This window comes from Maribacter aquimarinus, assembly GCF_047345505.1.
Lineage (GTDB): Bacteria > Bacteroidota > Bacteroidia > Flavobacteriales > Flavobacteriaceae > Maribacter.
The window spans coordinates 85,119-108,646 of record NZ_JBLFEO010000008.1 but is presented as its reverse complement, the minus strand read 5'-3'; the positions used below and the strand labels follow the sequence as shown (position 1 = coordinate 108,646).

Annotated in this window: 22 protein-coding genes; 3 read left to right on the top strand and 19 right to left on the bottom strand. The window is 48.0% G+C overall.

Annotation, left to right across the window (positions count from 1 at the left end):
- Nucleotides 1-68: 68 nt before the first annotated feature.
- The 6 genes from ACKWCC_RS07920 to ACKWCC_RS07895 form a co-directional block, all read right to left on the bottom strand.
- Nucleotides 69-878, bottom strand: a complete 810-nt coding sequence (locus ACKWCC_RS07920; RefSeq protein ID WP_413995380.1) for a DUF2711 family protein — start codon at nucleotides 876-878, stop codon at nucleotides 69-71.
- A 66-nt stretch (nucleotides 879-944) separates the two neighbouring features.
- Entirely contained in the window at nucleotides 945-2,378 is a 1,434-nt protein-coding gene (locus ACKWCC_RS07915) for a hypothetical protein (RefSeq protein ID WP_413995379.1), read from the bottom strand.
- A gap of 18 nt (nucleotides 2,379-2,396) precedes the next feature.
- Complete coding sequence (locus ACKWCC_RS07910; RefSeq protein ID WP_413995378.1) at nucleotides 2,397-3,275, bottom strand: DUF1963 domain-containing protein; 879 nt, start codon at nucleotides 3,273-3,275, stop codon at nucleotides 2,397-2,399.
- Complete coding sequence (locus tag ACKWCC_RS07905; RefSeq protein ID WP_413995377.1) at nucleotides 3,250-3,849, bottom strand: hypothetical protein; 600 nt, start codon at nucleotides 3,847-3,849, stop codon at nucleotides 3,250-3,252. The genes ACKWCC_RS07910 and ACKWCC_RS07905 overlap by 26 nt, the downstream gene beginning before the upstream one ends.
- Before the next feature lie 321 nt (nucleotides 3,850-4,170).
- Nucleotides 4,171-4,566, bottom strand: a complete 396-nt coding sequence (locus ACKWCC_RS07900) for a pentapeptide repeat-containing protein (RefSeq protein ID WP_413995376.1) — start codon at nucleotides 4,564-4,566, stop codon at nucleotides 4,171-4,173.
- A 35-nt stretch (nucleotides 4,567-4,601) separates the two neighbouring features.
- Nucleotides 4,602-5,084, bottom strand: coding sequence for a hypothetical protein (locus ACKWCC_RS07895; RefSeq protein ID WP_413995375.1), 483 nt, complete (start codon nucleotides 5,082-5,084; stop codon nucleotides 4,602-4,604).
- A 520-nt stretch (nucleotides 5,085-5,604) separates the two neighbouring features.
- Here ACKWCC_RS07895 and ACKWCC_RS07890 point away from each other — a divergent pair.
- A complete protein-coding gene (locus ACKWCC_RS07890) occupies nucleotides 5,605-8,064 on the top strand; it encodes a TonB-dependent receptor domain-containing protein (protein ID WP_413995374.1) in 2,460 nt (819 codons plus the stop codon).
- Nucleotides 8,065-8,084: 20 nt separating this feature from the next.
- Nucleotides 8,085-9,368, top strand: coding sequence for a PepSY-associated TM helix domain-containing protein (locus ACKWCC_RS07885; RefSeq protein WP_413995373.1), 1,284 nt, complete (start codon nucleotides 8,085-8,087; stop codon nucleotides 9,366-9,368).
- Between the two features lie 121 nt (nucleotides 9,369-9,489).
- On the opposite strand, the gene ACKWCC_RS07880 is transcribed toward ACKWCC_RS07885, so the two are convergent.
- The 13 genes from ACKWCC_RS07880 to ACKWCC_RS07820 all read right to left on the bottom strand — a co-directional run bounded on the left by ACKWCC_RS07880 (nucleotide 9,490) and on the right by ACKWCC_RS07820 (nucleotide 22,340).
- A complete protein-coding gene (locus ACKWCC_RS07880) occupies nucleotides 9,490-9,903 on the bottom strand; it encodes a hypothetical protein (RefSeq protein ID WP_413995372.1) in 414 nt (137 codons plus the stop codon).
- Nucleotides 9,904-9,907: 4 nt separating this feature from the next.
- On the bottom strand, nucleotides 9,908-11,656 hold the full coding sequence (locus ACKWCC_RS07875) for a leucine-rich repeat domain-containing protein (RefSeq protein WP_413995371.1): 1,749 nt from the start codon (nucleotides 11,654-11,656) through the stop codon (nucleotides 9,908-9,910).
- Nucleotides 11,653-12,822 carry a hypothetical protein gene (locus ACKWCC_RS07870; RefSeq protein WP_413995370.1) on the bottom strand — a complete coding sequence of 390 codons (1,170 nt, stop codon included), beginning with the start codon at nucleotides 12,820-12,822 and terminating at the stop codon, nucleotides 11,653-11,655. Before ACKWCC_RS07870 ends, ACKWCC_RS07875 begins: the two co-directional genes overlap by 4 nt.
- A 178-nt stretch (nucleotides 12,823-13,000) precedes the next feature.
- The gene (locus tag ACKWCC_RS07865; RefSeq protein ID WP_413995369.1) at nucleotides 13,001-13,720 is read right to left on the bottom strand and encodes a hypothetical protein; all 720 of its coding nucleotides are present in this window, start codon (nucleotides 13,718-13,720) and stop codon (nucleotides 13,001-13,003) included.
- A gap of 49 nt (nucleotides 13,721-13,769) precedes the next feature.
- Nucleotides 13,770-14,486 carry a hypothetical protein gene (locus ACKWCC_RS07860; RefSeq protein WP_413995368.1) on the bottom strand — a complete coding sequence of 239 codons (717 nt, stop codon included), beginning with the start codon at nucleotides 14,484-14,486 and terminating at the stop codon, nucleotides 13,770-13,772.
- Nucleotides 14,487-14,490: 4 nt separating this feature from the next.
- Nucleotides 14,491-17,061 (bottom strand): DUF1963 domain-containing protein, encoded by a 2,571-nt coding sequence (locus ACKWCC_RS07855; RefSeq protein WP_413995367.1) that lies wholly within the window; start codon nucleotides 17,059-17,061, stop codon nucleotides 14,491-14,493.
- Between the two features lies 1 nt (nucleotide 17,062).
- Complete coding sequence (locus tag ACKWCC_RS07850) at nucleotides 17,063-17,947, bottom strand: hypothetical protein (protein WP_413995366.1); 885 nt, start codon at nucleotides 17,945-17,947, stop codon at nucleotides 17,063-17,065.
- Nucleotides 17,948-18,051: 104 nt separating this feature from the next.
- On the bottom strand, nucleotides 18,052-18,462 hold the full coding sequence (locus ACKWCC_RS07845; protein WP_413995365.1) for a hypothetical protein: 411 nt from the start codon (nucleotides 18,460-18,462) through the stop codon (nucleotides 18,052-18,054).
- A gap of 168 nt (nucleotides 18,463-18,630) precedes the next feature.
- Complete coding sequence (locus ACKWCC_RS07840; protein ID WP_413995364.1) at nucleotides 18,631-19,260, bottom strand: hypothetical protein; 630 nt, start codon at nucleotides 19,258-19,260, stop codon at nucleotides 18,631-18,633.
- 5 nt (nucleotides 19,261-19,265) lie between these two features.
- Nucleotides 19,266-20,255, bottom strand: a complete 990-nt coding sequence (locus ACKWCC_RS07835; RefSeq protein WP_413995363.1) for an SPFH domain-containing protein — start codon at nucleotides 20,253-20,255, stop codon at nucleotides 19,266-19,268.
- Between the two features lie 58 nt (nucleotides 20,256-20,313).
- Complete coding sequence (locus ACKWCC_RS07830; protein ID WP_413995362.1) at nucleotides 20,314-20,820, bottom strand: hypothetical protein; 507 nt, start codon at nucleotides 20,818-20,820, stop codon at nucleotides 20,314-20,316.
- A 27-nt stretch (nucleotides 20,821-20,847) separates the two neighbouring features.
- Nucleotides 20,848-21,411, bottom strand: a complete 564-nt coding sequence (locus ACKWCC_RS07825) for a DUF6620 family protein (RefSeq protein ID WP_413995361.1) — start codon at nucleotides 21,409-21,411, stop codon at nucleotides 20,848-20,850.
- Nucleotides 21,412-21,560: 149 nt separating this feature from the next.
- Nucleotides 21,561-22,340 (bottom strand): hypothetical protein, encoded by a 780-nt coding sequence (locus tag ACKWCC_RS07820; protein ID WP_413995360.1) that lies wholly within the window; start codon nucleotides 22,338-22,340, stop codon nucleotides 21,561-21,563.
- A 457-nt stretch (nucleotides 22,341-22,797) separates the two neighbouring features.
- Between ACKWCC_RS07820 and ACKWCC_RS07815 the strand changes: the two genes are divergently transcribed.
- Complete coding sequence (locus ACKWCC_RS07815; protein ID WP_413995359.1) at nucleotides 22,798-23,301, top strand: GbsR/MarR family transcriptional regulator; 504 nt, start codon at nucleotides 22,798-22,800, stop codon at nucleotides 23,299-23,301.
- Nucleotides 23,302-23,528: the final 227 nt, after the last annotated feature.

The following is a 23,528-nucleotide window of genomic DNA, read 5'->3' as shown; positions in this document are numbered from 1 at the left end:
TTGTCGTTATGTATTGATTACCATGTCCATAACGTCAAAACGCTCAAATCTAGTACCGGTAAGGCTCCTCACTTTCCATTTAAAATGCGTTCTATTTCCCCGGCCTCCCAAGTCCAGTTATGGGTATCCGTTGCAGTGGCCCAGAACCCTTCAAAATGTTCTGTAATCTTGTTTTTTGGAACGATGCCCTCTTTTATGGCGATAAAAAAGAAGAAATAGTCCCAACCGATGGAAAAAAGAACCGCTTTATTATTGGGGTAGAGATAATAATCAGAAAAACCGACACTTTTTATAAATTGTTGTTCCGAAAGGCTGTTGACATTCACTTCAATTCGTTCCTCATAAAATTCATCTTGTACCGTAATCTGGTCCATTCCCAACTGTTTGAAAAAACGGTACATCGCCCGCTTGGTAAATACATCGTAACCGCCCTCAGTAGGGTGCCAAATATTGTTTTTGGTGCTATAGTCCATCAATTCATTGGTCAAATCGTGCCGTTGCAAGGGTTTTTTATACGCTCCTATGGAGGTCATCAGTGCCTTGTTCAGTTCACGATGATCCGTAAGATCTGTTTTGCCTATGATTTCCTTCCAGGCAACCGGGCTACCGTTCCGGGCAATTTCATCATCATTGGGATACGCTTCGTTGGTCTGATAGACCTCCACATTGGGACCCAGACCGATGTTTTTCAAGAGAGGGTCCTTTTCCCGTGCCTCTTTGGGCGACAGCTGTTGTTTGGAACTTTTGGCACCGGCACTTTTTCCCCCACAAGTAAAAAAGGGCAACAGCCCTATGAACACCGCGTCAAATGCTGCGTAGTGCTCCAGCAGCGGGGTATCTTCTTCAGGATATAGTTTTTGTGCTTTAAAAATGTTCATTTCACTCCATTTTTCAGGTATTCGCAGGTTCTGTGTTCCTTGACAAAAAAACCTATACCCCTGTTGTTAACGACGACCTAATTCCGACAACAAATGTATCTGCCCAATGACAGCCACCAGAAGCTGGTCCAAGTCCCCTTCCATTTGGTTTTCTTCCAGGTGGGCATAAATGGACTCCAAATCGTTGAAAAAGCGAAAATCCAAGTACTTCCTCATATCCATCCCCAGGTTTGGGCGCGCCCGCAGTGCCTTCTCTATTTTTTGCTCTTCCAAGCGGTGTTCCTTGGAACCCCTGAGGTAGGCTCCTTTATAGAGCTCAAATTCCTCAAATTCGGCTTCCGTGAACTTTGGAAACTGGGGAAAACGCCAGAGATTGTAATTGCCCGTACTGGCCATACGGCAAATGCAACTTTCATAAAAGGCCAGCTGCTCATAGCGGTTGGGCCCGGTACAGAAAAACTCCAATTGCTTTTCGGTAAACAAATCCAAACCGGCCGCTTGCAAGAGTCGATGGGCTTCCTTGAACCGGCCTTGGGCATTGTATATGCGTACCAGTACCAGCACCAATGGGCAGCCTTCGGACTCGTCCACCAAGGTGTTTTCCTCTGGAAAATGTTCCAAGAGCTTTAGTAGGATTTCTTCCAAGGAAATGTCCAACCGCCCCATATTGTCTGAATCATACCGAAACAAACGCTGAAAATTGAAGGTGGCCGCCACTTCGTTATAGGTCATTCCCCCAGTTGGCGCAAGATGTTTCACGAGTTTGGTCAGGGCGCACATCAACTGCACAAAATCGCCAATGCCCTGAAAAAAATCGGAATTTAGATGTTGCCACCATTCGCAGGCGTTACGTTCCACGGCAAGGGCGTAGTCTTTGCCCGGGGACCATACATGGCCGTTGTGACTGTGGTACCAACCCGTTTGCAAGCTGCCTTTTCGCACCAGAAACAAAAGGTAGCGAAACAACAGCCCTTTGTAGCGTTTTTTCTCTTGGGACACCTCTTTCTTGCTCAGCTGCTTTCCAGGGTCTATAATCTGCTGTAGCTCGGTGAGCTGAAAACCGCGTTTGGGGTCAAACCCATAGGCCCGTACATCACAAGAGACCCATAGCTTTTTTAGGGTGTCGGTCACTTCCAGTTCCAGCACTGGGTCATTGAGAAAGGCTGTTTTGGTGGCCTTGTCCCTATACCCATAAAAGGCATCTTCCAACACCGCCGGCATTAGCTCTTTGCCCAGATAGGGATTTTCCATGGTGTACCGCCCATTGGGCAATTCGGCCTTGTGCAGGAATAGGCTCAAACACCCTTCTTTTTCAGTATCGTCCTCAAACAGTTCCGAAAGCCATTCGCCATCGGTTTGCATCAATTCCGGAGCGCCGGTCTCAGTAATGCTCCAGCCTACGGCCAAGGAAGCAATGTACTCCCTATCCGCTTTGGTGAACTCCACCAAGCGTAAACTGGAATAGCGATCGGGCCAAGTCCAAGTTGCTGTTTTTGCCATAACCATGTTGTTTGTCCATTAGGTCTGCGACCAACGGAACGTGCAATTATCAAAGTTCAAATGCTTTAAATCTTCTTTGGGAATGCCCACGTAAAAGATGCCCTCTTCGTTAAAACCGTTTTCCCCGATCTGCAACAACAGGAGCTGATCGGAACAGGTCATTTCCACAATTTCTTCCATACTATTGGCTTGCAATTCCGTGAAAATGCCGAAAAATTTGGAGGTTTCTGCACCCACCCACATATCGTACACCCTGCCATCGGGGGTAAGGTCTTCCATTTGGAACTCGTTAAACTCCGAATTGCAGCCGCAGCTCCTAAAATCTTCCCCACAATCCCCACATTCCGTTTCCCCGGCCCCTACGTCCAAAGGTCTGGAACGGTCTTGAAAACGTTCTGTTTGGGCGGCAAACTCCTTGACAAGGCATCCCACATAAAAAATGTCATCGTGCTTTACAATGACCCGCTCCAGTTCATCCGCGGCCACATCCACGTAGCAGACATGGCCCTTTTCGTTGTAGATATCGGCAAAGAAATATAGCTGGCCCGTTTTGGGAAGCCGTCCCGTTTTGTCCTGGGCGCCCACTTTTTCCATATCAAATTGGGCCACAAAACGCAGATAATTGGCATCAAAACCATCTTTGGCTATTTGGTAGGTAGGGTGATCGTATTCTTCCGGCGCCAGGGGAAATGGCTCGTTTTTGGGGAGGTCTATAACACAGCCACCGTAGCGGGAGTGCCCCAGGGGGATTTCCATATCCGAATAAAGGAGATTGTTCCTTTGTTCCTTGGCAGACCAATATTTCTTGAGTTGGTCCATCTGCTTTTGCGATGGATAATACTTTCGTTCATCGGCCTCGAAGCCAATGATATCAAATGCGTCTTTTGGGATGTTCATCATTATCTTTTTTACGGTTGTTGTTTGTATTCATTCTAGGGGACTTGGGTTGCGATGCCGGCACTTGGGCCTTGCCAAAACTTGCTCCGCTGCCATCATCTGCAGCCAGGTAATCGCTGAAGGAGGCAAAGGTTCGCATACGCCTTTTGGCATCCAGGGACACATAGGTGCCAGGGTACTTTACCACCGTGCCAACAATGCGATCGGTCTCACGTTGGGGCGTTACTTTTTTCAACACCGCCATGGCATCTTTTTTGTGCTTCAGGGTAAAGTGGCACTCGCCATCGTCATGGGTGGTCAAGGTGCCCCTGCCCACGATTTCAATTGCAAGATCGATCAGCCAAATATCATCGTGTTCTTCAAGAAAATGGATCAGCGCCTCCACACTTTTCAGCTCGGGAAATTCCCTTTCCGTGGCAAATCCGTAATGCCTGTATCCCGTGGCCGCCGCGGAGGTGATCTTTATGGTATCCCACGGACGCCATACCAACAAGCCCTCCAAGGTGGCCATACCGTTTACGTACAGCTCAATGCCGCGTTCAGTGGGTCTGTACAAATACAAAAACGAACTCATTGATGACGACATTTAAGTTCCATTGCCCTAAACCCCTGGTTTGAAAGCCCTGGCCCCGCTGCTGCGACCCAGACGGGGCACCCCTATTGAACGGGAAACCTTAGGCAAATATTTCAAAAGGGGATTTAGATATAAAATTAGAGGAAGTACAAAGGACAAACCACCCTGTTTTCAGTGAAAAACCCGAGTTTGGTCAGGCCCGGATAATGCATTGGAAATTCCATTACAGCATAAAATCCATTGCATCCGGGTTAAAGGCGGCACCCCGGGCAAGGAGGGCGGGCTTGTCCATCCAGGTTCTGTCCAGTGGCGATCATCCGCCTAAACATCGAAACCAAGGGATGAGGTGGCGTCAACCCTGCAATTAGAAATCGTGGTACCCTCAAAACAACAGTTTCGCCCAAGGTTGTCCTTGATGAATTTACAATCTTCAAAATCGCAATCCATAAACTTACACTCCGCAAAAGTGACGCCCGCAAAGGCGCAGTTCTGAAAACTGCACTGCGTAAATTGGGTAAGGTTGAACAAGGTCCAATAAAAATGAAGGTTGCTGAAATGGCATTTTTTATAATCGGCATCCCTGATCGTATCACATTCAAAATTTTGGAAAGTGCATTGTTCATACAAGAGCGGAGCGGTGTTCAATGCATCTTTTTTGAACTCGGACTGATGTTCCGTGTTATAGATCTTACCCTGTATGCTCTCTTTATGGCCCATTGTTCCGTTTCCATTTTTTTGACCTTCGCCATGCACTACCGCTTGGGCAGCGGCTTTATTTTTTGGAAGGTGGGCGCTTGTTCCTTATTGGTTTTCCAAATCTCTATCCCATAGCTGTCATCCCCATCCAGTCCGTCTTCAGACACGGTATCCAAACCATGGTAATACACCCTGATCTTATATCTTCCGTTGGGCAGTTCAATTCTTTTTGCCTCGGGGAGATAATCGCTACACCCCATAACCACCAACTTTCCTGACCTGATGGATATCTCCGCTTCATTGATTTGGAATACGGAACGTACATCTTCCCGCAGTCTTGGTTCCGCATCATGGAGGATGAGGTGCACGGGGACCACCATATTTCTTACCGTTTCAATTCCAATGCCTTCTTTGGTGACGGCCATAAGATTGTTCACGGCAAATGGAGACCATTCCTCCTCAAAATTGGGGTTGCTTTTTTCATCGAAAAGGTAAAATTGAAAATAGTCCGCAAAAATTTCCAGTGAATACGCTCTCATACTTCCATACTGTTTTGTGTGGCGGCCCTTTTTAAAATGGACTGTGCCAGGCTTATGTAAACCATTCGGTGGTACTGGCCCCCACAGGGCAAAAAACCTTTGCCGGCCCGCTACGGCCCTCCTCTTTCTTAACGTTAAAACATACTCATTTCGTACAAAGGGGATCACTGCCCCAAAGCTAACGCAAGGACTAGGGGCAGACCACCCTGTTTTCCGGTAAAAACATCAAAAAGTGTAAGGTTCCAAAACAACAAACTCCCCCGTTTCCTCCCAATCGCTATCGTCCACCAAAAAACACTTTGACCCCTTGGGCGAAGAGGCGTTCCCAATTTGCGGACCCTTGGTTGAAGCCAATTTACGGGGCATGCCCTTACCGCCCACCCCATACCACCCGCTCTTTTTTGCCGTGGGGGAACACCATCCTAAAAAAACTATTTAAAATCAATCTAAATAATTTTGTTCCCGCAAAAATAGGCTTTACATTTGCGCTCTTGTTTTTAATCAATCTAAATAAGTGTAAATGACCTTTCTTACCAAAAACCTCCCATGCTATCTTTTGCTGTTATTTCTGGGCACTGTGGCCGCCCACTCCCAAGTAGGGGCCATTTCGGGGACGCTGACCTCGGAATCAGGGGAGCCCATTGCCTCGGCAAACGCCATTATCCAAGGCACCACCATTGGCGCCTCCAGCGGTCCGGACGGGCGTTACAACATAACCAATATTCCGGTGGGCGACCAGATGCTGGAAATTTCCGCCCTCGGGTACGCCACCATAACGCAGCGCGTTACCATCAAGGAAAACACCACCCTGGAGCTGGACCAGGTATTGCGGGAAGATTCGCAGATGCTCAACGAGGTTGTGGTAAGCGGCACCAGGGAAGAGGGCTACATTGTAAAAAAGACGGCTGCCTTGGGCATTCCCTTGGAAACCGTGAAGGCTCCCGTGTCCATTTCCGTGATGAGCGACGAGTTACTTGAAGATTTGGGCGCCCGTAACCTGGCATCGGTGATCACCTATGTGCCCGGCATTGCCAACGCGGACAACGGTGGCAGCAATCGAGAAAACTTCATCGTCAGGGGCTTTCCGCAAACGCAGACCTTTATCAACGGCATCCGGCAATCCATTACCACCGAGGGCATCCGCGCCATTGAGACCGTTGATCGGGTACAGGTCGTAAAAGGCCCATCGGGGGTGGAGGCCTCCTTGACCTCCCCGGGCGGTTTTGTGAACATTATGACCAAAAAACCCTTGGATACCTTTGCCGCCGAAGCTTTCGTGGGCGGGGGCGATTTTAACTTTTTCCGTGTGGGCGGCGACATTACCGGGCCTTTGGTGGAAGGCAAATTGAATGGGCGCATCGTTGCGGCCTACCAACAAAAACAATTTTGGAGGGATGGGCAACAAAGACGGCCCGTGATCACCGTTGCCCCTTCGTTGGATTGGAAGATCTCCGACAAGACCAACCTGGTTGCCGAGTACGAGTTCAGTTGGCAGGACGACCCGCTGGACAGGGGCATCATTTACCTTGAGGGCGCCGGACTTGAAGACAACTTTTTACCCCGCACCTTCAGTTTTCACGGGGAGAACGACGAGCTAAAAACCCAAAACCATAGATTGGACCTCTCGCTGAACCACCAGTTCACCGATTGGCTTTCCGCCAGGTTGTACTATCAAAGAAATACCCAGAGCTCCAACGAAATGTCCTTCCGCAATGGCAATACGGAGGGCGATGGTGCCCTGTTCCAGGAGGATGGCCTTACCTTTTCCGGCAATTCGGTAACGGAAATCTTTTTTGCCGATTTTGGTTCGGAACTGAAAAGTGAGACCCTGCAATTGGATGTTACCGGAACCTTTACGACCGATAAAACAAGCCATACCCTGAACCTGGGCGGAAGCTTGGCGGACAACACCGATATCTTTACGGACGAGGACCGCGATTTTATCTATGGGGATTACCTGAACGAGCTGGACATCTTTGAGCCCAACAACGATCAGGAACCCGTTCTGATCGGTTCCTTTGTACTCCCGAATTTTGTGAGGGGCGATAAGATCAATTCCGTCTTTGGACAATGGCTGGCCGAATGGACACCCAGGTTCAGAACCGTGGCCAGCTTGCGCTATGACGCCATAGAGGTTTTTCAGCGCGATGATATTTCGGGCATTGGCACGGAAGCCCTGAACCTCTTGGAAGCCGATTTTGCCCCCGACCCCGTTGAACTTTTTGATGAGGTTTTTGACGACCAACTGTTCTCCTACCGCTTGGGGGCTTCCTATGACCTTACCAAGTCACTAACGGGATTTGTGGGCTATTCTTCCTCGGGCGAACCACAACCCGGCGTTACCCGGGACGGGGAACGCATAGCCCCCATCCGGGCCAATTCCCTTGATGGCGGTGTAAAATTACAGCTGTTTGGGGGCAGGGCGCTTGCCACGGCCTCAGTGTACTACCTGGAACGTGAAAACATTGCCATTGCCGACCCCAGCAACTCGCTGACCGAATTTTTCCTGGCCCCCTTGGGCACGGCAGAGATAAAAGGTTTTGAACTGGACCTCACCGGGAAACTTACCCGGGACCTCTCCTTTTTTGGCGGTATGAGCGTGCAGGATTCCGAGATCACCCAAAGCGATGACGATATCGTGGGCAACCGCTTTGCCAATGTCCCCATTTTCCAGTGGAGCAGTTTCATCAATTACAATGGGCGTAGCTTAAACATCAAAGGGCTCGATGTGGGGCTTGGTCTTGTTTATCAGGGGGAACGCGAAGCCAATAGCGCAAACCAGTACCAATTGCCCGCATACACCCGCCTGGATTTTGCTTTAGGTTATACGTTTTCCAATAACCTTCAAATACGGACAAACATATTCAATTTGTTGGATACCACCTTCTATACGGCGGCCCAAGACAGTATCTTTGGCGTGAATCAAATTGCCGTGGGCGATCGTAGGCTCTTTCAAATCACACTCACCAAAAAATGGTAGTCAAAATCCCCCAATATTGATTGAAGATCAAGAGGAAAACATATTTTAACATCCATTCCTGGACGGGCATCACTGCCGGACTAGTGCTCTTTGTCATCTGCTGGTCCGGAACGGTTGCCGTTTTTTCCAACGAACTGGACCGTCTGCTCCATCCGTCGGTGCAGGCCGGGGAGGCAAGGGGCCCCATAGCTTGGGAACGGGCCTTCGCGGTTTTCAAGTCCAACTTTCCGCAGGCCGCCCTACAAGAACTGAGCGCCCCTTTAAAACCCGGGTACGCCCTGAGCGGATGGGCAGAGAACGCCCAAGGGCTGCCCTTTAGGTTTTATATAGACCCCGTGGATTACCGGCTATTGGAGCAAACATCGTACTTTAACGTTCAGCGTTTTTTCAGAAGCCTGCACATGTCTTTTTTCGAGGCCGATTTTTTCAGCCTTTTTGGCGTGCCGATCGGGTACTTTGTGGTGGGCCTGTTCGGTTTTGTGCTTCTCCTTTCCGCCCTCACCGGTTTTCTGACCTACAAAAAATGGAAAAAAGGCCTTTTTAGGCTGAACACCGGGGCGGGCACCAGGATCTTTTGGTCCGACCTGCACAAACTGGTGGGGATCTGGTCCCTGTGGTTTGCCCTGCTCCTGGGGGCAACGGGCGCTTGGTACCTTTTGGAATGGTGGCTGCCCGAGCCCGCCTATGAAGAGACCGCGGCCGTGGAGCACCTGGGAACCCACAGTTTTCTGCCCATCTCCACATTGGTTAAAACGGCCCAGGAGGCCTATCCCGAACTCCATATTGAACGCCTGGGCTTTTACGAGTACGAGGACGGAAAATTGTTCCTTGAAGGGGATGACGGCGCATGGCTGACCCGAATTAGGACGGCCTTTGTGAGTCTCAATGCGGCGGACGGCAGGGTGCTCCAAATTCAAAAAGCGGGTGGGTTGTCCCTCTATGACCGTTGGTGGGAAGCCGTGGATCTTTTGCACTTTGGGAAGTTCTGGGGGCTTTGGTCCAAATGGGCCTATTTTATCTTTGGTTTGGGACTATCGCTCCTGTGCCTCTCCGGGGCCTACCTGCAGGCCCAGCGCCAAAAATTAAAGATCGGCACAAAACACCACCGAAGTGCCACCCTTGTTTCCTATGGCTTGACCGTGGCCCTCTTGCTCATGGCCTGCTGGGCCGGTTGGGCCGAAATAAAAGGGTATGGCCCAAATGGCACTTGGCCCCAAGTGCCCCTCTCCGTGGTCTTGTTCCTGGGCCTGTGGACCCTTACCGCTTTTGGGGCCGTTACCTACTGGATGTACAGGGTAAAGTAAGATCAACGGCTTTGGTACAGTTCCCGGGCCAAGGTGCTTGGTGCTGCCCAGATGGGGCCGCACAACGGTGGACTTTCAACCAGATGGCGTAGTAGCTTTTTGTAATGAGGGTGCAAAGCCCCTACCCCGCCCAAGGTTCCAAAACAACAAACTCCCCCGTTTCCTCCCAATCGCTATCGTCCACCAAAAAACAATGACCGGCATCGAACAAAAGGCTGTAGTAGGGATCGTCCGGTTTTTTGGGATGGGTAAAATCGATCACCGTTTTCATTTGGTATTTTTCGGAAAGGGATTTGGCGATTTTTACCTGATATTCGCCAACAATGTCCTCATCGGTCTCGGTAAGGCCAATTTCCAGTGGATAGCTTTTAACACCCGTTGCAACCGTATAAAAACCCATACTGTTGTTTCGCAGGTGATGCGTGGTCTCTTCATCGGAATACAGGTCCAGATAAAACCACTCTTTTTCGGGAAAATGCTTTTCAAAGAAACGGAGCAGGGCCTCCGGTGTCAAATTTTGCTGGGTGAGTATCATGGCTTCAATAATGGGCTACTTTTATTTTTAGGGCACGCAACTGCTTTACCTGTTCCTTGGAGAAATTCATGGTGTTGGTGGCCTTTAGGTTGGGCAAGTGTTTTACGTCTTCTATGCTCTTCACATCGAAGCGATCGTCTTCCCCATCCCAAAACGGAACGATCTGGCGATATATTTCATCCCCGCCATCGGGTTTCAGTTCTTTGATGTCTATCAGCAGCTCCATGGGCACCTCCAGTTCCTTGAAATAAGCCACGGCTTCGGGGATGGGGTCATAGCCCTCTTCATCAATAACGATGTTTCTTCCCTTGTGGTTTTTAGCAAACTCCCCTATATTGAACTTGGGCAGCAGCACCTCATCCACATACATCAATTGGTTGATGACCATCAGCTTAAAATTGAGATCGTTTTTAAACCTAATGTTGCCTTTGGGATAGGTGTCCATCTTTGCCTTGGCCTTAGGGTCGTACAGGGCCTGGTTGCGCATTTCTATCTGCACCACTTTTCTGGGCAGTTCCAACAACGATTTGGGCAGGGTGTTGAACGGATTCTTTTTGAGCCCCAATTCCTGAAGCTTGGGCAAGCGTGCCATGGCCTCCGGCAAGGTCCTTAAACCGCACTGCGTAAGTTCCAGGACTTCCAGCTGCCGCAGTTCCGCCATCCATTCCGGGATCTTGGCCAATGGGTTGCCGGCCAGGCGGAGTATCTTCAGGTTTTTCAACCGTGCCATCGCATCCGGCAAATGCTCCAACCCGTTGTGGGCCAGATTCAACTCCTCCAAAGATTGCAATTGCGAAATTTGTTCGGAAATCGCGGTCAGCCCACAATGGGACACATCCAAAGTGCGCAAATTTTTGAGTTTCACGATTTGGGACCAGTCCGAAAGTTCATTGCCGGCAAAGGAAAAATAGCGCAAACTTTCAAGGCGGTGCAACTGGGTGGGAATCTGGGTCATTTTATGCCGCCCCCTGAACGTATCGGTGTTGGTTAAACTGAGCTCCACCAGATAGGGCATTTGGTGTATGACCTCCAAGAGGTCTTGCGGCACGCCGTCCACATTGTCAAGGCACAGGCTATTGAGGTTCTTGAAGCCGAGCAACTTTTGGGGCTCCAGGTCTTTGATGGACTGATGGTAAATGGCAAGTCCCTTTAGGTGCACATAGCCAAAAAGCGCTTCCGGCAGGCCAAAACCGTAGCCATAATATTCTTTTAACACAAAGGGGGGCGTGGTTTCGTGGCGTTTTAGGTGGTACATCTCGGTGTAAAAAGGCTCGGGGTGCTGGGTGGCGTAGGCCAGCACTTGGCTCAGGTAGGCCGCTTTGTTCACCTTCTCGGCGTGGGGGTTGCTGCTGTTGTGGTCATCATCGTCACAATGGCCGTACAGCTCGCCCTCCGCCAGTTTTCCCAACCTTTGTTGCAATTGGGCGTGCAGCCCGTACCGTTTTACCAAGACCCTATGGAGCTCCCTTTCCTTCTCGGAAGCGCCCCTGCCAAAGATCCCGCCCCGGCTGGGCCTTTGTATCTTTTTAAAGGAGGTCTCCTCCAGGGCCAACACCTGTATTTGAAAACGGAACGCTCCCTTGGGCGTTGGGGCGAGGCGCCTTGTGGGCAGTATCTGACAGATGGAGTACAGTTCCCGTCCGTGCCCATTGGCTTCCTTGAAGAGGATATCGCCAAAGTCCGTCAACCCCAGTACGGTACGCGCTTTGTGGTCCTGGATTACGGCACTTAGAATTTGGTTTTCGAGGGTCATGGCATATCGGTGGCGTGTTCAGTTCTTTGCCGCGTCCTTGTGGCCTTGTCCAGGTTCGGGTAAAATACCTTAAAGGCATCATAGCCGGCCAAGATGTAGTAACGTCCGTTTTCATCGGCATAGAAAGACATCATTGGTTCGGGGCCCGTTTCGCTCCACGGGCGGAATTGCGCTTTATTTGTTGTAAAAAACGTTTCATTGGGCGTACTGATGTAATAGTGGTTATCCTCCTCCACATCACTCATAAATGCCTCCGTACATTGAACAAGGTCTTGCAGGGCTATTTGTTTTTCTTCGGGGGTCAACCGTGACAGGTCCCTTTCCGTTTTTATCAGGGAGAGCATCTTTTCACCATTGTTCTTCACAAGGTATGTAGTAAACTGCCCCTTTGGCGCATTACATATCTTAATACCACTGTCCAAACTGTACTCCGACTTATTTTTCTCCCAATCGTGTCGGTTCCTGAGCTCAAAGACATGCCTGTCCAAGGCCCTTAGCTGGGCAGTTTCAATCCGTTCGGGGGAAACATTGGTCACAAACTCCAGATCCCTTGGGTAGCGCGTCACCATCATGTCAAAAAAGATACGGTCCATACGTTCCAGGATCCTAAAATAGGAAGAGAATTTCTGATTTTCGTCATAGACACTGGTCGCCACCGTATCCGTGGGTTTATGGTGATTTACAATGTTCACAAAGGCCTGTTCCAAATCTTGGGCAAGCTCAAAAAAAGCATCCCTGAACCCATAGGTGCCGAACAAATGCTTGGTGTCCCGATTGAGATGATGCGCTTTTACAATGTACTCCAAAGGCAGCGGTTCCCAAATGAGCAGCTGCTTTTCCAGATCGTACTGCATTTTAATGATGTCCTGATGTTTAAGACCAAACTCCTTGACCGTATATTTTGGGTCCACCACCGAATCACGCGCCTCGTTCAGGGTGAGCCTGGCGTAGTAATGGTTCCATGAAGGCGTAAACTCCTTAAAGACGGTATAGGTCTGCAACACGTCATTGTAGATCAATTTTGAGGCTGTTTCCTCGGTTTCCGGCAGCGTTCCCTTGGAAGCGTCATTTGGGTTGAAATGCCAAAACCCATAGAGCGCGAGCAGCACAAAACTGCCAGCGGCAAAAAACAGGATCAAGGTTAGCTGTATATCTTTCTTTTCCATGGTGTCTTATTATTTAGTACATCACAAAAAATCTTAATGAACAAATTGTCATATTGAGCCCCCGCCTGGATTGTAGTCGAAGTAGGCAATTTAAATGATAATAAAACTCGATGTTTATGGGTCTTCAACTGCGTTCAGACTGACACCTCCATTTTTTTCACCTACTCCGGTCTTCTTTTTATAAGTTCACATCATCCAAGCTATCGCCATAAAACCCAAAACTATGGGGCAGCCAAAAACGGGCTTCCAAACTGTTTTTTCCGGTACCGCCAAAGCCCAGGTCGGGGTGTTCCAGACAGACCTCATCCCGGTCGTTTTCTTCGGCGGCCATATCCAATAAAATAGTGGCCAGCGCACACAGCCCATCCACGGTAAGGCCAATGATCAATTGGTCCGCATATTGAACACGGTCTTCAAGATACCTCTTTTGTGCATCGCTCCAGCCATAAAAAAATACGGGGCAGTCTTCCGGGGCCAGGGTCCTGTCACTGAAGCCCGGGCCAGAAAGCGGAAATTTTTCCAGCTGCTCCCGGTAATACCCATAAGACCTAAGGGCCAAGGCTTCGGTTTTGAGAAAAGAATCTTTTACAAGCGTTCTATCGATATATAAAAATACATCTTTAATTTTCGATTGTTCCCCAGTCAGTGTTAGATGGATATGGTTCTTGTTGGAAAACAGCAACTGAAACAAATACAGTCCCAAGGCTTCGTAGGACGACTTGTACCCGTAAAAATCGACCGCATCTACCTGATGCGTTACTTCAAACGGAAGTGCTTCATCTCCCGTAAAACCAATGTTCCGCTTGCGCTTGGCCAGCAAGAGGTCCGGGAAGGTGACCACGGGCGCGGGTTCACCAAAATCAGTGCGCAGCAGGTTGAGCGACTCGCCCTGTTTCAAGTTTTGGAGCGCTGTATGTTTTTTAAAGCCTTCCATCACATATCATCCATTAAAATCGATACCGTATCCTGACCCCTCCATTTGTGGCATCCGTACCATCCATTTGTGAGTGTACCGCCACGGCTCCATAGATGGATGCAAAGCAGTCCTGGATTTCTTTGATCAGATCGCCTTCGGAGAGCCCCACAAACTCATTGGCATGGCCTTCAATTTGGAAATTGTACGCCAGGGGCAAGGCCTCCTCCCCAATGGAAAACCCGAGTTCCGCCATGGCGTCCTTTACCTTGCCCTCTGCATAAAACCCAATATGTGAGCCTCCCGACAATTGCCCAAAGCCCAGTTGGGAAAACCGCGCTGGAACGCCAAATTCCGGAAACCAGCATGTGGTCTGCTCCAAGGTGGCCGCTCCAAAACGGTGGTTCTCCAAAACTGCCGGAAGGGGAAAGTGGGGAAACCCGTTGTGCATGTCCATCTTGGCCGTTTTGGGATTGTAACTGGAATGACCGATATCAAAATCCAGTTGTAGCCGATTGCGTTGGCCCTCTTCCAAATCGTCCAAGCTCAGGGGCACCACACCCTGGTGGAACAAGGCGTCTGTAACTTCCAAAGGAACCTCATAGGTTAAGCTCAGGGACAAAGCCAGCAGACCATCCCCATTCTTGTAATCCATGGTGCGCCAATTTTCATCCAAAGTGCAGACACCGGTTACCGCACCAATGTTCAATGGCAAAGCGTAGGTTTTATGGTCAAGAATTAGCTTTATCATACGATCAACTGCTTTCCAAGGTCACAAACACATTACCAAAGTCCAGCTTGGCCAAATCGCTCTTATGGATCACATAAAAGATATCCCCGGCATCGCTCCACTGCATATCGCCGGCCGACGTCACCACCAGCAGGGTCACCCAATCCTCGGGGTTTCCTTTTTTGGCCAGTGATGCCTGTAGTTCCGGGGCCTCGTGCTGGGTAAAGCCGTGGGCATTTACGGCATAATCAAACGCAAACGAATCGTTCAGCGGTTTTTCAAAGCGATCGTAAAGCGTATCCAGCAGTTTGTCGTTTTCCAATAAAACCGCACTTTTTCCGGTAAAAAGATGTTTGTTCACGAAACTGGCGTACAAAGATGGAGCGCTGTTTATTTTTGTAGCATCAACCTTGAACCCTTCGTAGCCGCTATCGATCATTTCAAAATAGTCTTCTTCGGTAAATTGAAAACGCTTTCCGGAAGCCAAGGTGCTGTTGTCCTCCACGTAAATGATCTTGCCAGGGTTTGTGTCGCCTGCATAGATGTTGTGCATGGTTTCCAAAAAGAAGAACAAGGTGCCCGTTCTGGGCAAATATTCCTGTAGATGGGCGATTGCCTCACAGTTAACTTGTCCTATAAATTCTAGAACATAATCTTCTTTATCCTCACGCCAATTTTCACCAAATCTTGGGTAAGGAACATTTAAAGGCAAATCTGGCATACCGCCAAAACGATGGTTGCCCACCCGGGCATAATCTTCGGTGGCTTGGTGCTTAAAACCAATGGCCTTTTTCACCATGGGACGCAGGGCATCTGTAAATTCCTCCAACTGGTTGTTTTTGATGACGGTATTGACCTCGGCAACCAACTCTTCATCGTGTTGCGCCCAAAAGTGGGTATCGTCCCAATCCACCAAACCTTTGCCGTCCGCGCCTTTATAACCAAAGTCCAACAAGCGCTGTTTGTCCTCTATGGACAAGTCGATTTCCTTGATGGCGTTGAAGGCATCTGGCAGGCTCGCCAAAGGATTCCCATTCAGTTTTATACGTTTCAATTGTGGCTGTTTGGCCAAGGATTCGGGCAAGGTGGCCAATTCATTCTTATCCAAGGAAATGTTCTGTAAACTGGGAAGATCGATGTTCTCCGGGATGCTCGTTAGTTTATTGGCGGACAACCAAAGGAATTTGAGCTTGGGCAGCTGCCAAATGGCATCCGGTATTTGCGCCACCAGGTTGTTGTTGATGCTCAACTGCTCCAGTTGGGTAAGCTGTCCGATGCTTTCCGGTACTTGTTCCACGGAGGTGCCACTGATATGGAGCTTTTTTAGTTTTGATAATTGTCCCAGCTCCGATTGCAGCACGCTTAAAGGCAGTTTTTCCGCATCCCAGACATTGGCTTTTTGGTGCAGCGTAAGTTCCTCCAAATGGGCAAATCCGAACAGAGCCTCCGGCAATGCTGTGAAACTTGGATTTTGTAGCGTAAGAAAACGCACGTCCGTTGGGTGGGCGGTGGCCGTCTCTTCCATGGATGAAAACCGGTAGTCCGCCCAATTTAAGGCCGACATATCCAGCTTTTTGGCCACAAAAATCGGGAATGCCTTGTTGTGATAGCTCTTGGTCATTTCCCCCTTTAACAGCACCCAACCGTTATCAAAGGTGAGCGAACCACAGAAGGCCAAGCGGTAATCGAACCCTTCGTTTCTGGCATTCAAAAACAAGGGGGCATTGGTCTTTTCCTCTTCAAAATACAGTTGCCCTTGGGGCTGCCCATTCAGATGAATGCCCTTTGCGGGAAAGGTCAAGGCGACCGTACCATCTCCCGGGTAATCATCCAGCACTTTTGTTTTGATCGCTTGTTCAATTGCTTTGGTCTTGGCCTTGAGCGTTAACTGAATATCTCTGGACATTGCTCCGATACTGATTTTGGTTTCGTCCGGAAAAAACTCAAAATCAAACGTTCCCACTTTGAACACTTCTTTTTCATCTTTGGGGATCTGCACCTGCCGGAAGCTGTTCTTTTTCTCCTCTGCCTGCTGCTCTTTCTCGGTTCGCTGGGCCTCCACCATTTTTTTGTACTCCACTTGCGTGTCCAGCACATGTTGGGCATAGGCCTGTTTTCTGGTTTCCGTATCACCCAAAAAGGCAATGGATTCAAAGGTTTGTAGCACCCAATTGTCCAGTTCGTTGGAGGGTATCTTTTCGTGCACCGTCTTGAACTCCAAAAAATACTCTTCGTCCAAAAAGACGGCAACGTGAAAATAGCGAAGCTTAAAATGGATATCCTTCCAAGGGGCATCGGTATGGGCGTGCAGGACAAAGACTTTGTGCCCTTTGAACACGGCCTCTTTAAAACCGATCAACTCCGATTTGTAATTGAGGCTCAGGCACCAATCTTCCCATTTTTCGGCCAGCGTGGCGCCTTTATAGGTGTCCGACCTTAAATCTGCCACCTCAAAGAGCCGAACTTCCAGATGTGGGTGCTGCACCTTACAATGGGCCGTATCATCTTCGGCCCGCAACCCAATTTTACTCTGGCGTACGGTCTTAAAGGCACTGGGGAGGACTATCTGGAAAACTTCCGTGCTGGTTTCTTTCATCTTATTCTGCATTTACCGTGGCCGTGGCCGTTAGTTCCGCACCGCTGATTTTATCCCAAAGGCGCACCTGCCATTGCAATGGATTTTTTATCCTTCCCTTGGAAAGGGTAAGGGTAGATTTCACCACCTCTTTTGGCCCCAACAAGTCATAACTGGTATTGGCCAGGGCGTCCTTTACATCGGCCACTTTATGGCCCGAGGCATCCGTGACCAAAATGGCCATGCCCAGTTCCATTTTCCCGCCTTTTGGGGTAAAACCCTCCAACATCTGGAAATCCATGGACAACGGAGGGCCCACGGGCAGGTTGCCATCGCCAATGACCTTGCCGTCCCTTTCATGGAACAGGTACACCTCCTGGGCGGTAAGGCCGTCTTCCACTATCTCAATGCGCGGATCGGGCACCAGGCTCAATTCCATTTCCGTATAAAAAGCAGCACCGCCCTTGGCATCATACAACTTGTAATGCACGGTGTAGTCTTCATTGGAAAGAAAGGGATAGGCCAGGGTAAGGGATCCGTGCAACACGGGCACATCTTGGGGCTGCCCGTACCCGCCAAAAAGATTCTTGTTCACCAGTAGGGTGTCTCCTTGTTGGGATACCACGTGGACTTCCAGTTCGGGGAAGAAATCCCCATCTTCGATCACCCACCCGTCCATGTCCTCAAAGTTGGTGTAGAAGGTCTGCCCATAGACAAAGGTATTCTCGGCAGGCTGTATTTCATCGGCTCCCACAAATACCCTGGCCACTTCCAATCCTGCCGATCGGGTACTGATCGTATGCTCCACGTTCACGGGGGCTTCGTTGTTTCCCTTACAGGCCGTTGCCAAGAACATACCGGTTAACGCCATAGACCTTAAGGTCTGTCTTATTGCCATTCTTTTCATATCATCCCAATTATTGTTTTGTGATGGTCACATCCAAACTTCATTACGGGCATGCCCCTGTGCGATTCCATTTTTAGTCATGGATGTTTTTTTCATTGTCGTGTTCATTTTAATCCCGGCCCCCCGAGCGTGGCCTTTACAAAACCGTGAAATTCCTTGCGTACCGCTTCTTTGTCCAAATGGTGTTTCGCCGCCGTTTTGCCCACTTCCTTCCTCACCGTGATCGATTGGCCTATGATGTTGGCGGCCACGACCAAAAAACCAAGCAAAAAAATGATCAGCACCGTGGCAAAGGTATTTTGAATCTCCCTGGCCTCTGCATACCCATGTCCATTGCCCCCCAAAAAAAGGTTGTATCCAAGGACCAGCACCATAAAGACCAACATGGACCAATAGATGTGTTTCATACTGGATGCATATTGAAGGTAGGCCTGTACCAAGTCCGTGATTTCGTTCTTGGACAAACGCTCCAAAAGCGGCCAGGGGTTGTTTTGTCGGTCATGTTCCAAGCTCATTCGGTATTTTTTTTTAATTATTGCACTGTATGCCAACTAAATGCCCTGTTTATCATTTCATACAAATTTGGGGTATTCTTACCAAGGTCACATCCCTTGTTTCAGGGGTTTTGCATGCCTGCTCACAGGCGAAGACTGCATAGCAATTAGAAAAAATATAATACCAACCTACCGCTCATAATAAGAAACATACAAGACCGCCATTTTTTTGTAATAGGCACCGTCCTTTATATTGGTATGTGCGTATTCTTTGAACTTTTTATAGACTGCTTGATACTTTTCTTCATCCGTGTTATACGTATATGCGCCGGCCAATAAATATTGATTGGCAGCGACCATCCAATCCTCACCGCCTTCTTCCAGTTGTAGGCCAACTTCTAGGTATTTTTCAGAGAACATGTATTTTCCCTGCTGATTGTAAAGTAGCCCCAACATAATATTTGCCCTTCCATGGTTTTTGTACAAATCAATTGCGCCGAGATAGGCTTTTTCCGCCTCTTCTGCAATTTTATTTGCGCTTTTGGACATGGGGTTTTCCGTTGCCGTTGATAGGGCGGGTTGTAGCAACATGGTCAGCACACGGCCATAATCAAATATTCCGTTGGCATCCTCTGGTTCCTTGAGCACGTCTGCATGTTCTTCCCTGAATTTTGGAAGGTGCTGTGTAGCGATCTCATTTTTTTCGCGGGCCTCGGTTATCCATTGGTCCAAGGTCTCCTTTTCAACAGGTTTAAAACTGGTTTGAGCAACTACTGTTTGTGCTGTTACCGCTAAAAATATTAGGGTCAAGGATTTCATAGTCTTTACATTAGGTCTAAAAGTTGTTGTTTTTTTGTCTTAAACTCTTCTTCGGATATTAAATCGTCCTCAAAAAGTTCTTTGAGCTCTTTCAGTTTTGAGCGGACATCCGTTTTTGGTTCCGGCGCTTTTTCCTGTTGCTGTGGCTGCCCCATGGCATTGCCCATGCTCATTCCTGCGAACACGCCCATACCGGCACCAGCGGCACCTTCGTTCTTGGCCATATCGCGCATGGCCTTTAATTTTTGGAGTTCGGCAAAATCTACCCCAGCAATATTGGCAGATTGCACCTCTGCCTGTACATCACTGATTTCATTGATACGGTCATTGGTCTCCTTATCAAAGGAATTTCCTTCGATCCTGAAATCGAGCAACTGGAACCCTAAATCTTCAAAAACGGAGACCGATTTGTTTTTGGCCTCAGCTGCAATCAGTTCTATGTTGGAATCTATTTCGGCATAGGAAAATTTTGCATTGGCCAAATAGCTGGATATCGGTTGTGTAATGCGGGACAAGAAAATTTCCTGCAATTGGTCCACAAAATAATCTTGCTGGCCGGCGAGGATGTTTCCAAAAAAATTCTCCGCTTTGGTGATGCGGATGGAATAATTGCCATAGGCCCGCAACTTTACCGGAAAACCATACACCGGGTCGTTGTAGGTAATGGGGATTCGCGTGCCCCAGCGCACATTGACCATATCGGCTCTTCTGTAAAACCAAATGCCCGTTTTATGCTCGCTCTCAAAAGCGTTCATAAATTTGCGCATGGTGGTCAAAAAAGGCTTGTTGGCCGTTTCTAAATCGTACAGCCCTTCTTCTTCAAAAACACCTTCAACCTTACCTTCATAGGTGAAAATACAGCCTTGACCAGGCTGTAAAATCAGTTTGGAGGCGTTCTTAAGTTCATCTCCACTATCGGTGAATTTGAAAAACAATTGGTGTTCCCGTGGATTTTCCCATTGGATGACCGACCGCATTTGATTTTTAATGTCCATAATCACTATTTTTTAGGCGCTTGGTTGGGGTGTTGTCATGTTGTTTAAATAACCTATTTCAAAGCTTATGTTTTGACCAAATTTCCTCTCCCTTATGCGTTCCGTGATTGGCAATACCCACATAGGTTTCAAAATGTAACAGTTTCCATTCCGATTGTCTTTTGTCGATTGTAAAACGAATGGACCGCCATTTTTGGACTCCCTCAAAAATAACCTGATACCGAGTTTCCGATAGGGGTGCCACTTTTGTACGTATGGCGGTGTTGATATCATGGTACCTTGGCGGGTTTCTGAAATTAAGTCCTGAAATGGTTCTATTCATGGTACCATCTGCGTACTGCGCAAACAAGGTATTAAAATCGGGCACAAATTGTTTTAAGCGGTATTCCCCATTTTCAAAAGCGCGTTTTTCCAAAGCATCTGCTCTTTTGGCAAATGTTAGGCACAGGTCAATAAGTTGTTTTTCCTCTTTTTCCATAGCCTTTTTTTCATTGGCGGGTTTACACCCCATAAAGGATAAGAAACCCATGAAATAGATCAACAAACCTTGCTTTAAAGCTTTCATATTACGGTTTTTGTATTCCTTCCGAGTCTAAAAATCAATATCTCCCCCTAAATCTACCGCATCATTTTTATATTCTTCCTTGAACAGTGTTTCCCACTTTGTCCTAAGTGCCTCCAGTTCCTTATGGCGTTCGCCTGCACCTTCGGTTCCGTTTTGAACATAGTTGTGGTACCAGTCCATATAATGCATATTCAATTGCCCCCATGTTTGCAGGTTAAGACCATAACTTTCAATGACGGAAGTAGGGTCTACCCCATGTTGTGAGGCCTGGGTCTGGTGGACAGATACTTTTAGATACGAATCATAGTCGGGAAACTTTGCCAAAAGGTCCTCCAAAGAAGGTACATCTGCACTTTCTCCGGCAAACTTGCCCACTTTAGGGTTGGTGAAAAAGTTACCGTAGGTGGTTGCTACCGACATATCCTCGGCCATTAAATCGCCCAATTTATTGGACCATTCCTCGTTTGTCTTTTGCCATACCGGCAACTCAATGCCCAATACTTTACATACTTCCTCCTCGCTCATCCCTGCTGCCAGGTTGCCGCAGGCCGCGCCCCAATCCTCAAAGGTTACTCCGTTTATTGCTTCCATAGGTTTGTTTTAGATATTGGATTTTAGATGTGAGATGTTAGACGTGAGATCGAAAACCTTACTTCTGGTCCCATCTACTTTTTACTTATCAATTTTCCAGTTTATTTCTTGTTTCTTATGTCTTGATTCTTGTCCCTGGTCTCTTCCAACTAAGATGTCTGTGCCCGTTTATACGCTTCAAACTCCGTTCGTTTTCGTTGCATATCGGCCTCATAACGTTCTTTTGCATCGGAATTGAGTTTTATACGTTCGTTGAAGTATTTTTCCCAATACGCGTAGTACGCATTTTCGTAGGCGGACCAATGAAGATCGTCGCGTTCCGTTTTTCGTTGCTTACTTAATGCATCGGACGCCTCTTCCATGGCCTCATATTCTGGCTGGGCCTTTAATGCGGCAATGTTGTCTATGATGCCCCAACCAATTTTAATGAACTTGGTTTCTGGTTTCACCGTATTGACGGCATTGCAGTACCCGCAAGTGATGTACTGTGCCCTGAAAATATCTTTCTTGATTTCCAAGTCTGCATTGCATTGCGAACAGGATGCTTTTTTATTGGCGATTTGGATGGCATGGTCATAAAACTGCTGTGATAGTTTGCCTTGCAATTGCCTTTCAAATGTAAAGAATTCGCTTATTAACCGGTCGTTGATTTCGCTCGCTTTATATCCTTCTTCATTATAGAAATCACCTATGGCCTGCATTTCCGGTTGGACTTTCCCGTGCCAAACGGCATCTATTTTTTGTATCAGTTCATGTATTTGGGCTTTCATGCCCTGCCAGGACCTGTACACGGTTTCATAGTCATAGCCGGTTTCAAACAGTTGCTCTAGGCAAGCAGTTTCGGCATGTTGCAGTGATTCGTTAAAACGCGCTTCTATCTTTTTAAGGAAAGCGTCCCAACGATTTATGAGTTCTTGTTGATTACCCATGGTTACACATCCGCTTTAAAGTGTTGCACATTTTCCATAAAAGGAGTTTTACAATAATCACATTTCACCAAGTTGGAATTCTTTGGTCGAGGTGCGCCACAGCTTTCACAACTCTTGGAGACAACCGAAGTTTCCGTCCGTATACCTTCAGCATACATTTGACCTTTAGAATTCTCAGCATTGGTTGTGATTTTCTTAAAAGGGTTGGACATAATCCGTTTTAATTACTGATGCAAGGTAGAGATAGGAAAAAGTTACCACTACCCCTTTTTCAGGGGTTTTGGATACAACGAAAATAATGGTCACTTACGTACTTTTTTGAAACAATTTATGCCCATTTGGAGCTTATTGACCGGATTTAAGGGTTAAAACCCATATACACTTGCTACCGCATCTTGCTAAATGTTAAACTTTCAAAAATTATTGAAACTTTAAAAATATTGTTTATCTTTGCCCTATGGAATATCAAGAGGCCAAGAATAAGTTCATCAGTACCTGGGGAAGCCTGGGCACCCTTTGGGGCATTAACAAGGCCATGGCGCAGATACAGGCGCTGCTCTTCATATCCACCGAAGCCCTGACCACGGAAGACATCATGGAAGAGCTCCGGATTTCCAGGGGCAATACCAGCATGAACGTGAGGCAACTCATCGACTGGGGCATTGTGACCAAGGAACTCAGGCCCGGGGAACGAAAGGAATATTTTTCTACCGAGAAAGATGTGCAGGAACTGGCCCGTATCATTGCCAAGGAACGCAGTAGAAGGGAAATTAAACCCGTCATCAAAGCTTTGCAGGAGGTAAGCAGCATTAAAGACGATGGCAGTGCCGCAACCAAAGAACTGATTAAACAGACCAAGGCCCTGCACGATTTGGCCAGTACGGCCAACACCATGCTGGAAAAACTGGTGAACCAAAAACAGAACTGGATGACCAAGTCCTTGCTAAAACTCATCAAATAAAAAAATAGATTCAGTATATAGTTGCCTATTTTAAATCGAGTTGATAGCCAGAATGTCAGGCTGAGCGCCCGCCTGAATTGTAGTCGAGGCAGGCAGTCGAAGCCTCCTTTGGCTCGCGAATAGTCCTCGACTGCCTGCCCGTCGGGTAGGCGGGCGCTCGAACTGACAACTGTAAAAATTTATATATGCATGATAATCATATAATTACATTATTTAATTAATACGTA

Coding starts and splice junctions, on each gene's coding strand:
- ACKWCC_RS07920 (WP_413995380.1), bottom strand. CDS start 878: ATGAACATTTTTAAAGCACAAAAACTATATCCTGAAGAAGATACCCCG.
- ACKWCC_RS07915 (WP_413995379.1), bottom strand. CDS start 2,378: ATGGCAAAAACAGCAACTTGGACTTGGCCCGATCGCTATTCCAGTTTA.
- ACKWCC_RS07910 (WP_413995378.1), bottom strand. CDS start 3,275: ATGAACATCCCAAAAGACGCATTTGATATCATTGGCTTCGAGGCCGAT.
- ACKWCC_RS07905 (WP_413995377.1), bottom strand. CDS start 3,849: ATGAGTTCGTTTTTGTATTTGTACAGACCCACTGAACGCGGCATTGAG.
- ACKWCC_RS07900 (WP_413995376.1), bottom strand. CDS start 4,566: ATGGGCCATAAAGAGAGCATACAGGGTAAGATCTATAACACGGAACAT.
- ACKWCC_RS07895 (WP_413995375.1), bottom strand. CDS start 5,084: ATGAGAGCGTATTCACTGGAAATTTTTGCGGACTATTTTCAATTTTAC.
- ACKWCC_RS07890 (WP_413995374.1), top strand. CDS start 5,605: ATGACCTTTCTTACCAAAAACCTCCCATGCTATCTTTTGCTGTTATTT.
- ACKWCC_RS07880 (WP_413995372.1), bottom strand. CDS start 9,903: ATGATACTCACCCAGCAAAATTTGACACCGGAGGCCCTGCTCCGTTTC.
- ACKWCC_RS07875 (WP_413995371.1), bottom strand. CDS start 11,656: ATGACCCTCGAAAACCAAATTCTAAGTGCCGTAATCCAGGACCACAAA.
- ACKWCC_RS07870 (WP_413995370.1), bottom strand. CDS start 12,822: ATGGAAAAGAAAGATATACAGCTAACCTTGATCCTGTTTTTTGCCGCT.
- ACKWCC_RS07860 (WP_413995368.1), bottom strand. CDS start 14,486: ATGATAAAGCTAATTCTTGACCATAAAACCTACGCTTTGCCATTGAAC.
- ACKWCC_RS07855 (WP_413995367.1), bottom strand. CDS start 17,061: ATGAAAGAAACCAGCACGGAAGTTTTCCAGATAGTCCTCCCCAGTGCC.
- ACKWCC_RS07850 (WP_413995366.1), bottom strand. CDS start 17,947: ATGAAAAGAATGGCAATAAGACAGACCTTAAGGTCTATGGCGTTAACC.
- ACKWCC_RS07845 (WP_413995365.1), bottom strand. CDS start 18,462: ATGAGCTTGGAACATGACCGACAAAACAACCCCTGGCCGCTTTTGGAG.
- ACKWCC_RS07840 (WP_413995364.1), bottom strand. CDS start 19,260: ATGAAATCCTTGACCCTAATATTTTTAGCGGTAACAGCACAAACAGTA.
- ACKWCC_RS07835 (WP_413995363.1), bottom strand. CDS start 20,255: ATGGACATTAAAAATCAAATGCGGTCGGTCATCCAATGGGAAAATCCA.
- ACKWCC_RS07830 (WP_413995362.1), bottom strand. CDS start 20,820: ATGAAAGCTTTAAAGCAAGGTTTGTTGATCTATTTCATGGGTTTCTTA.
- ACKWCC_RS07825 (WP_413995361.1), bottom strand. CDS start 21,411: ATGGAAGCAATAAACGGAGTAACCTTTGAGGATTGGGGCGCGGCCTGC.
- ACKWCC_RS07820 (WP_413995360.1), bottom strand. CDS start 22,340: ATGGGTAATCAACAAGAACTCATAAATCGTTGGGACGCTTTCCTTAAA.
- ACKWCC_RS07815 (WP_413995359.1), top strand. CDS start 22,798: ATGGAATATCAAGAGGCCAAGAATAAGTTCATCAGTACCTGGGGAAGC.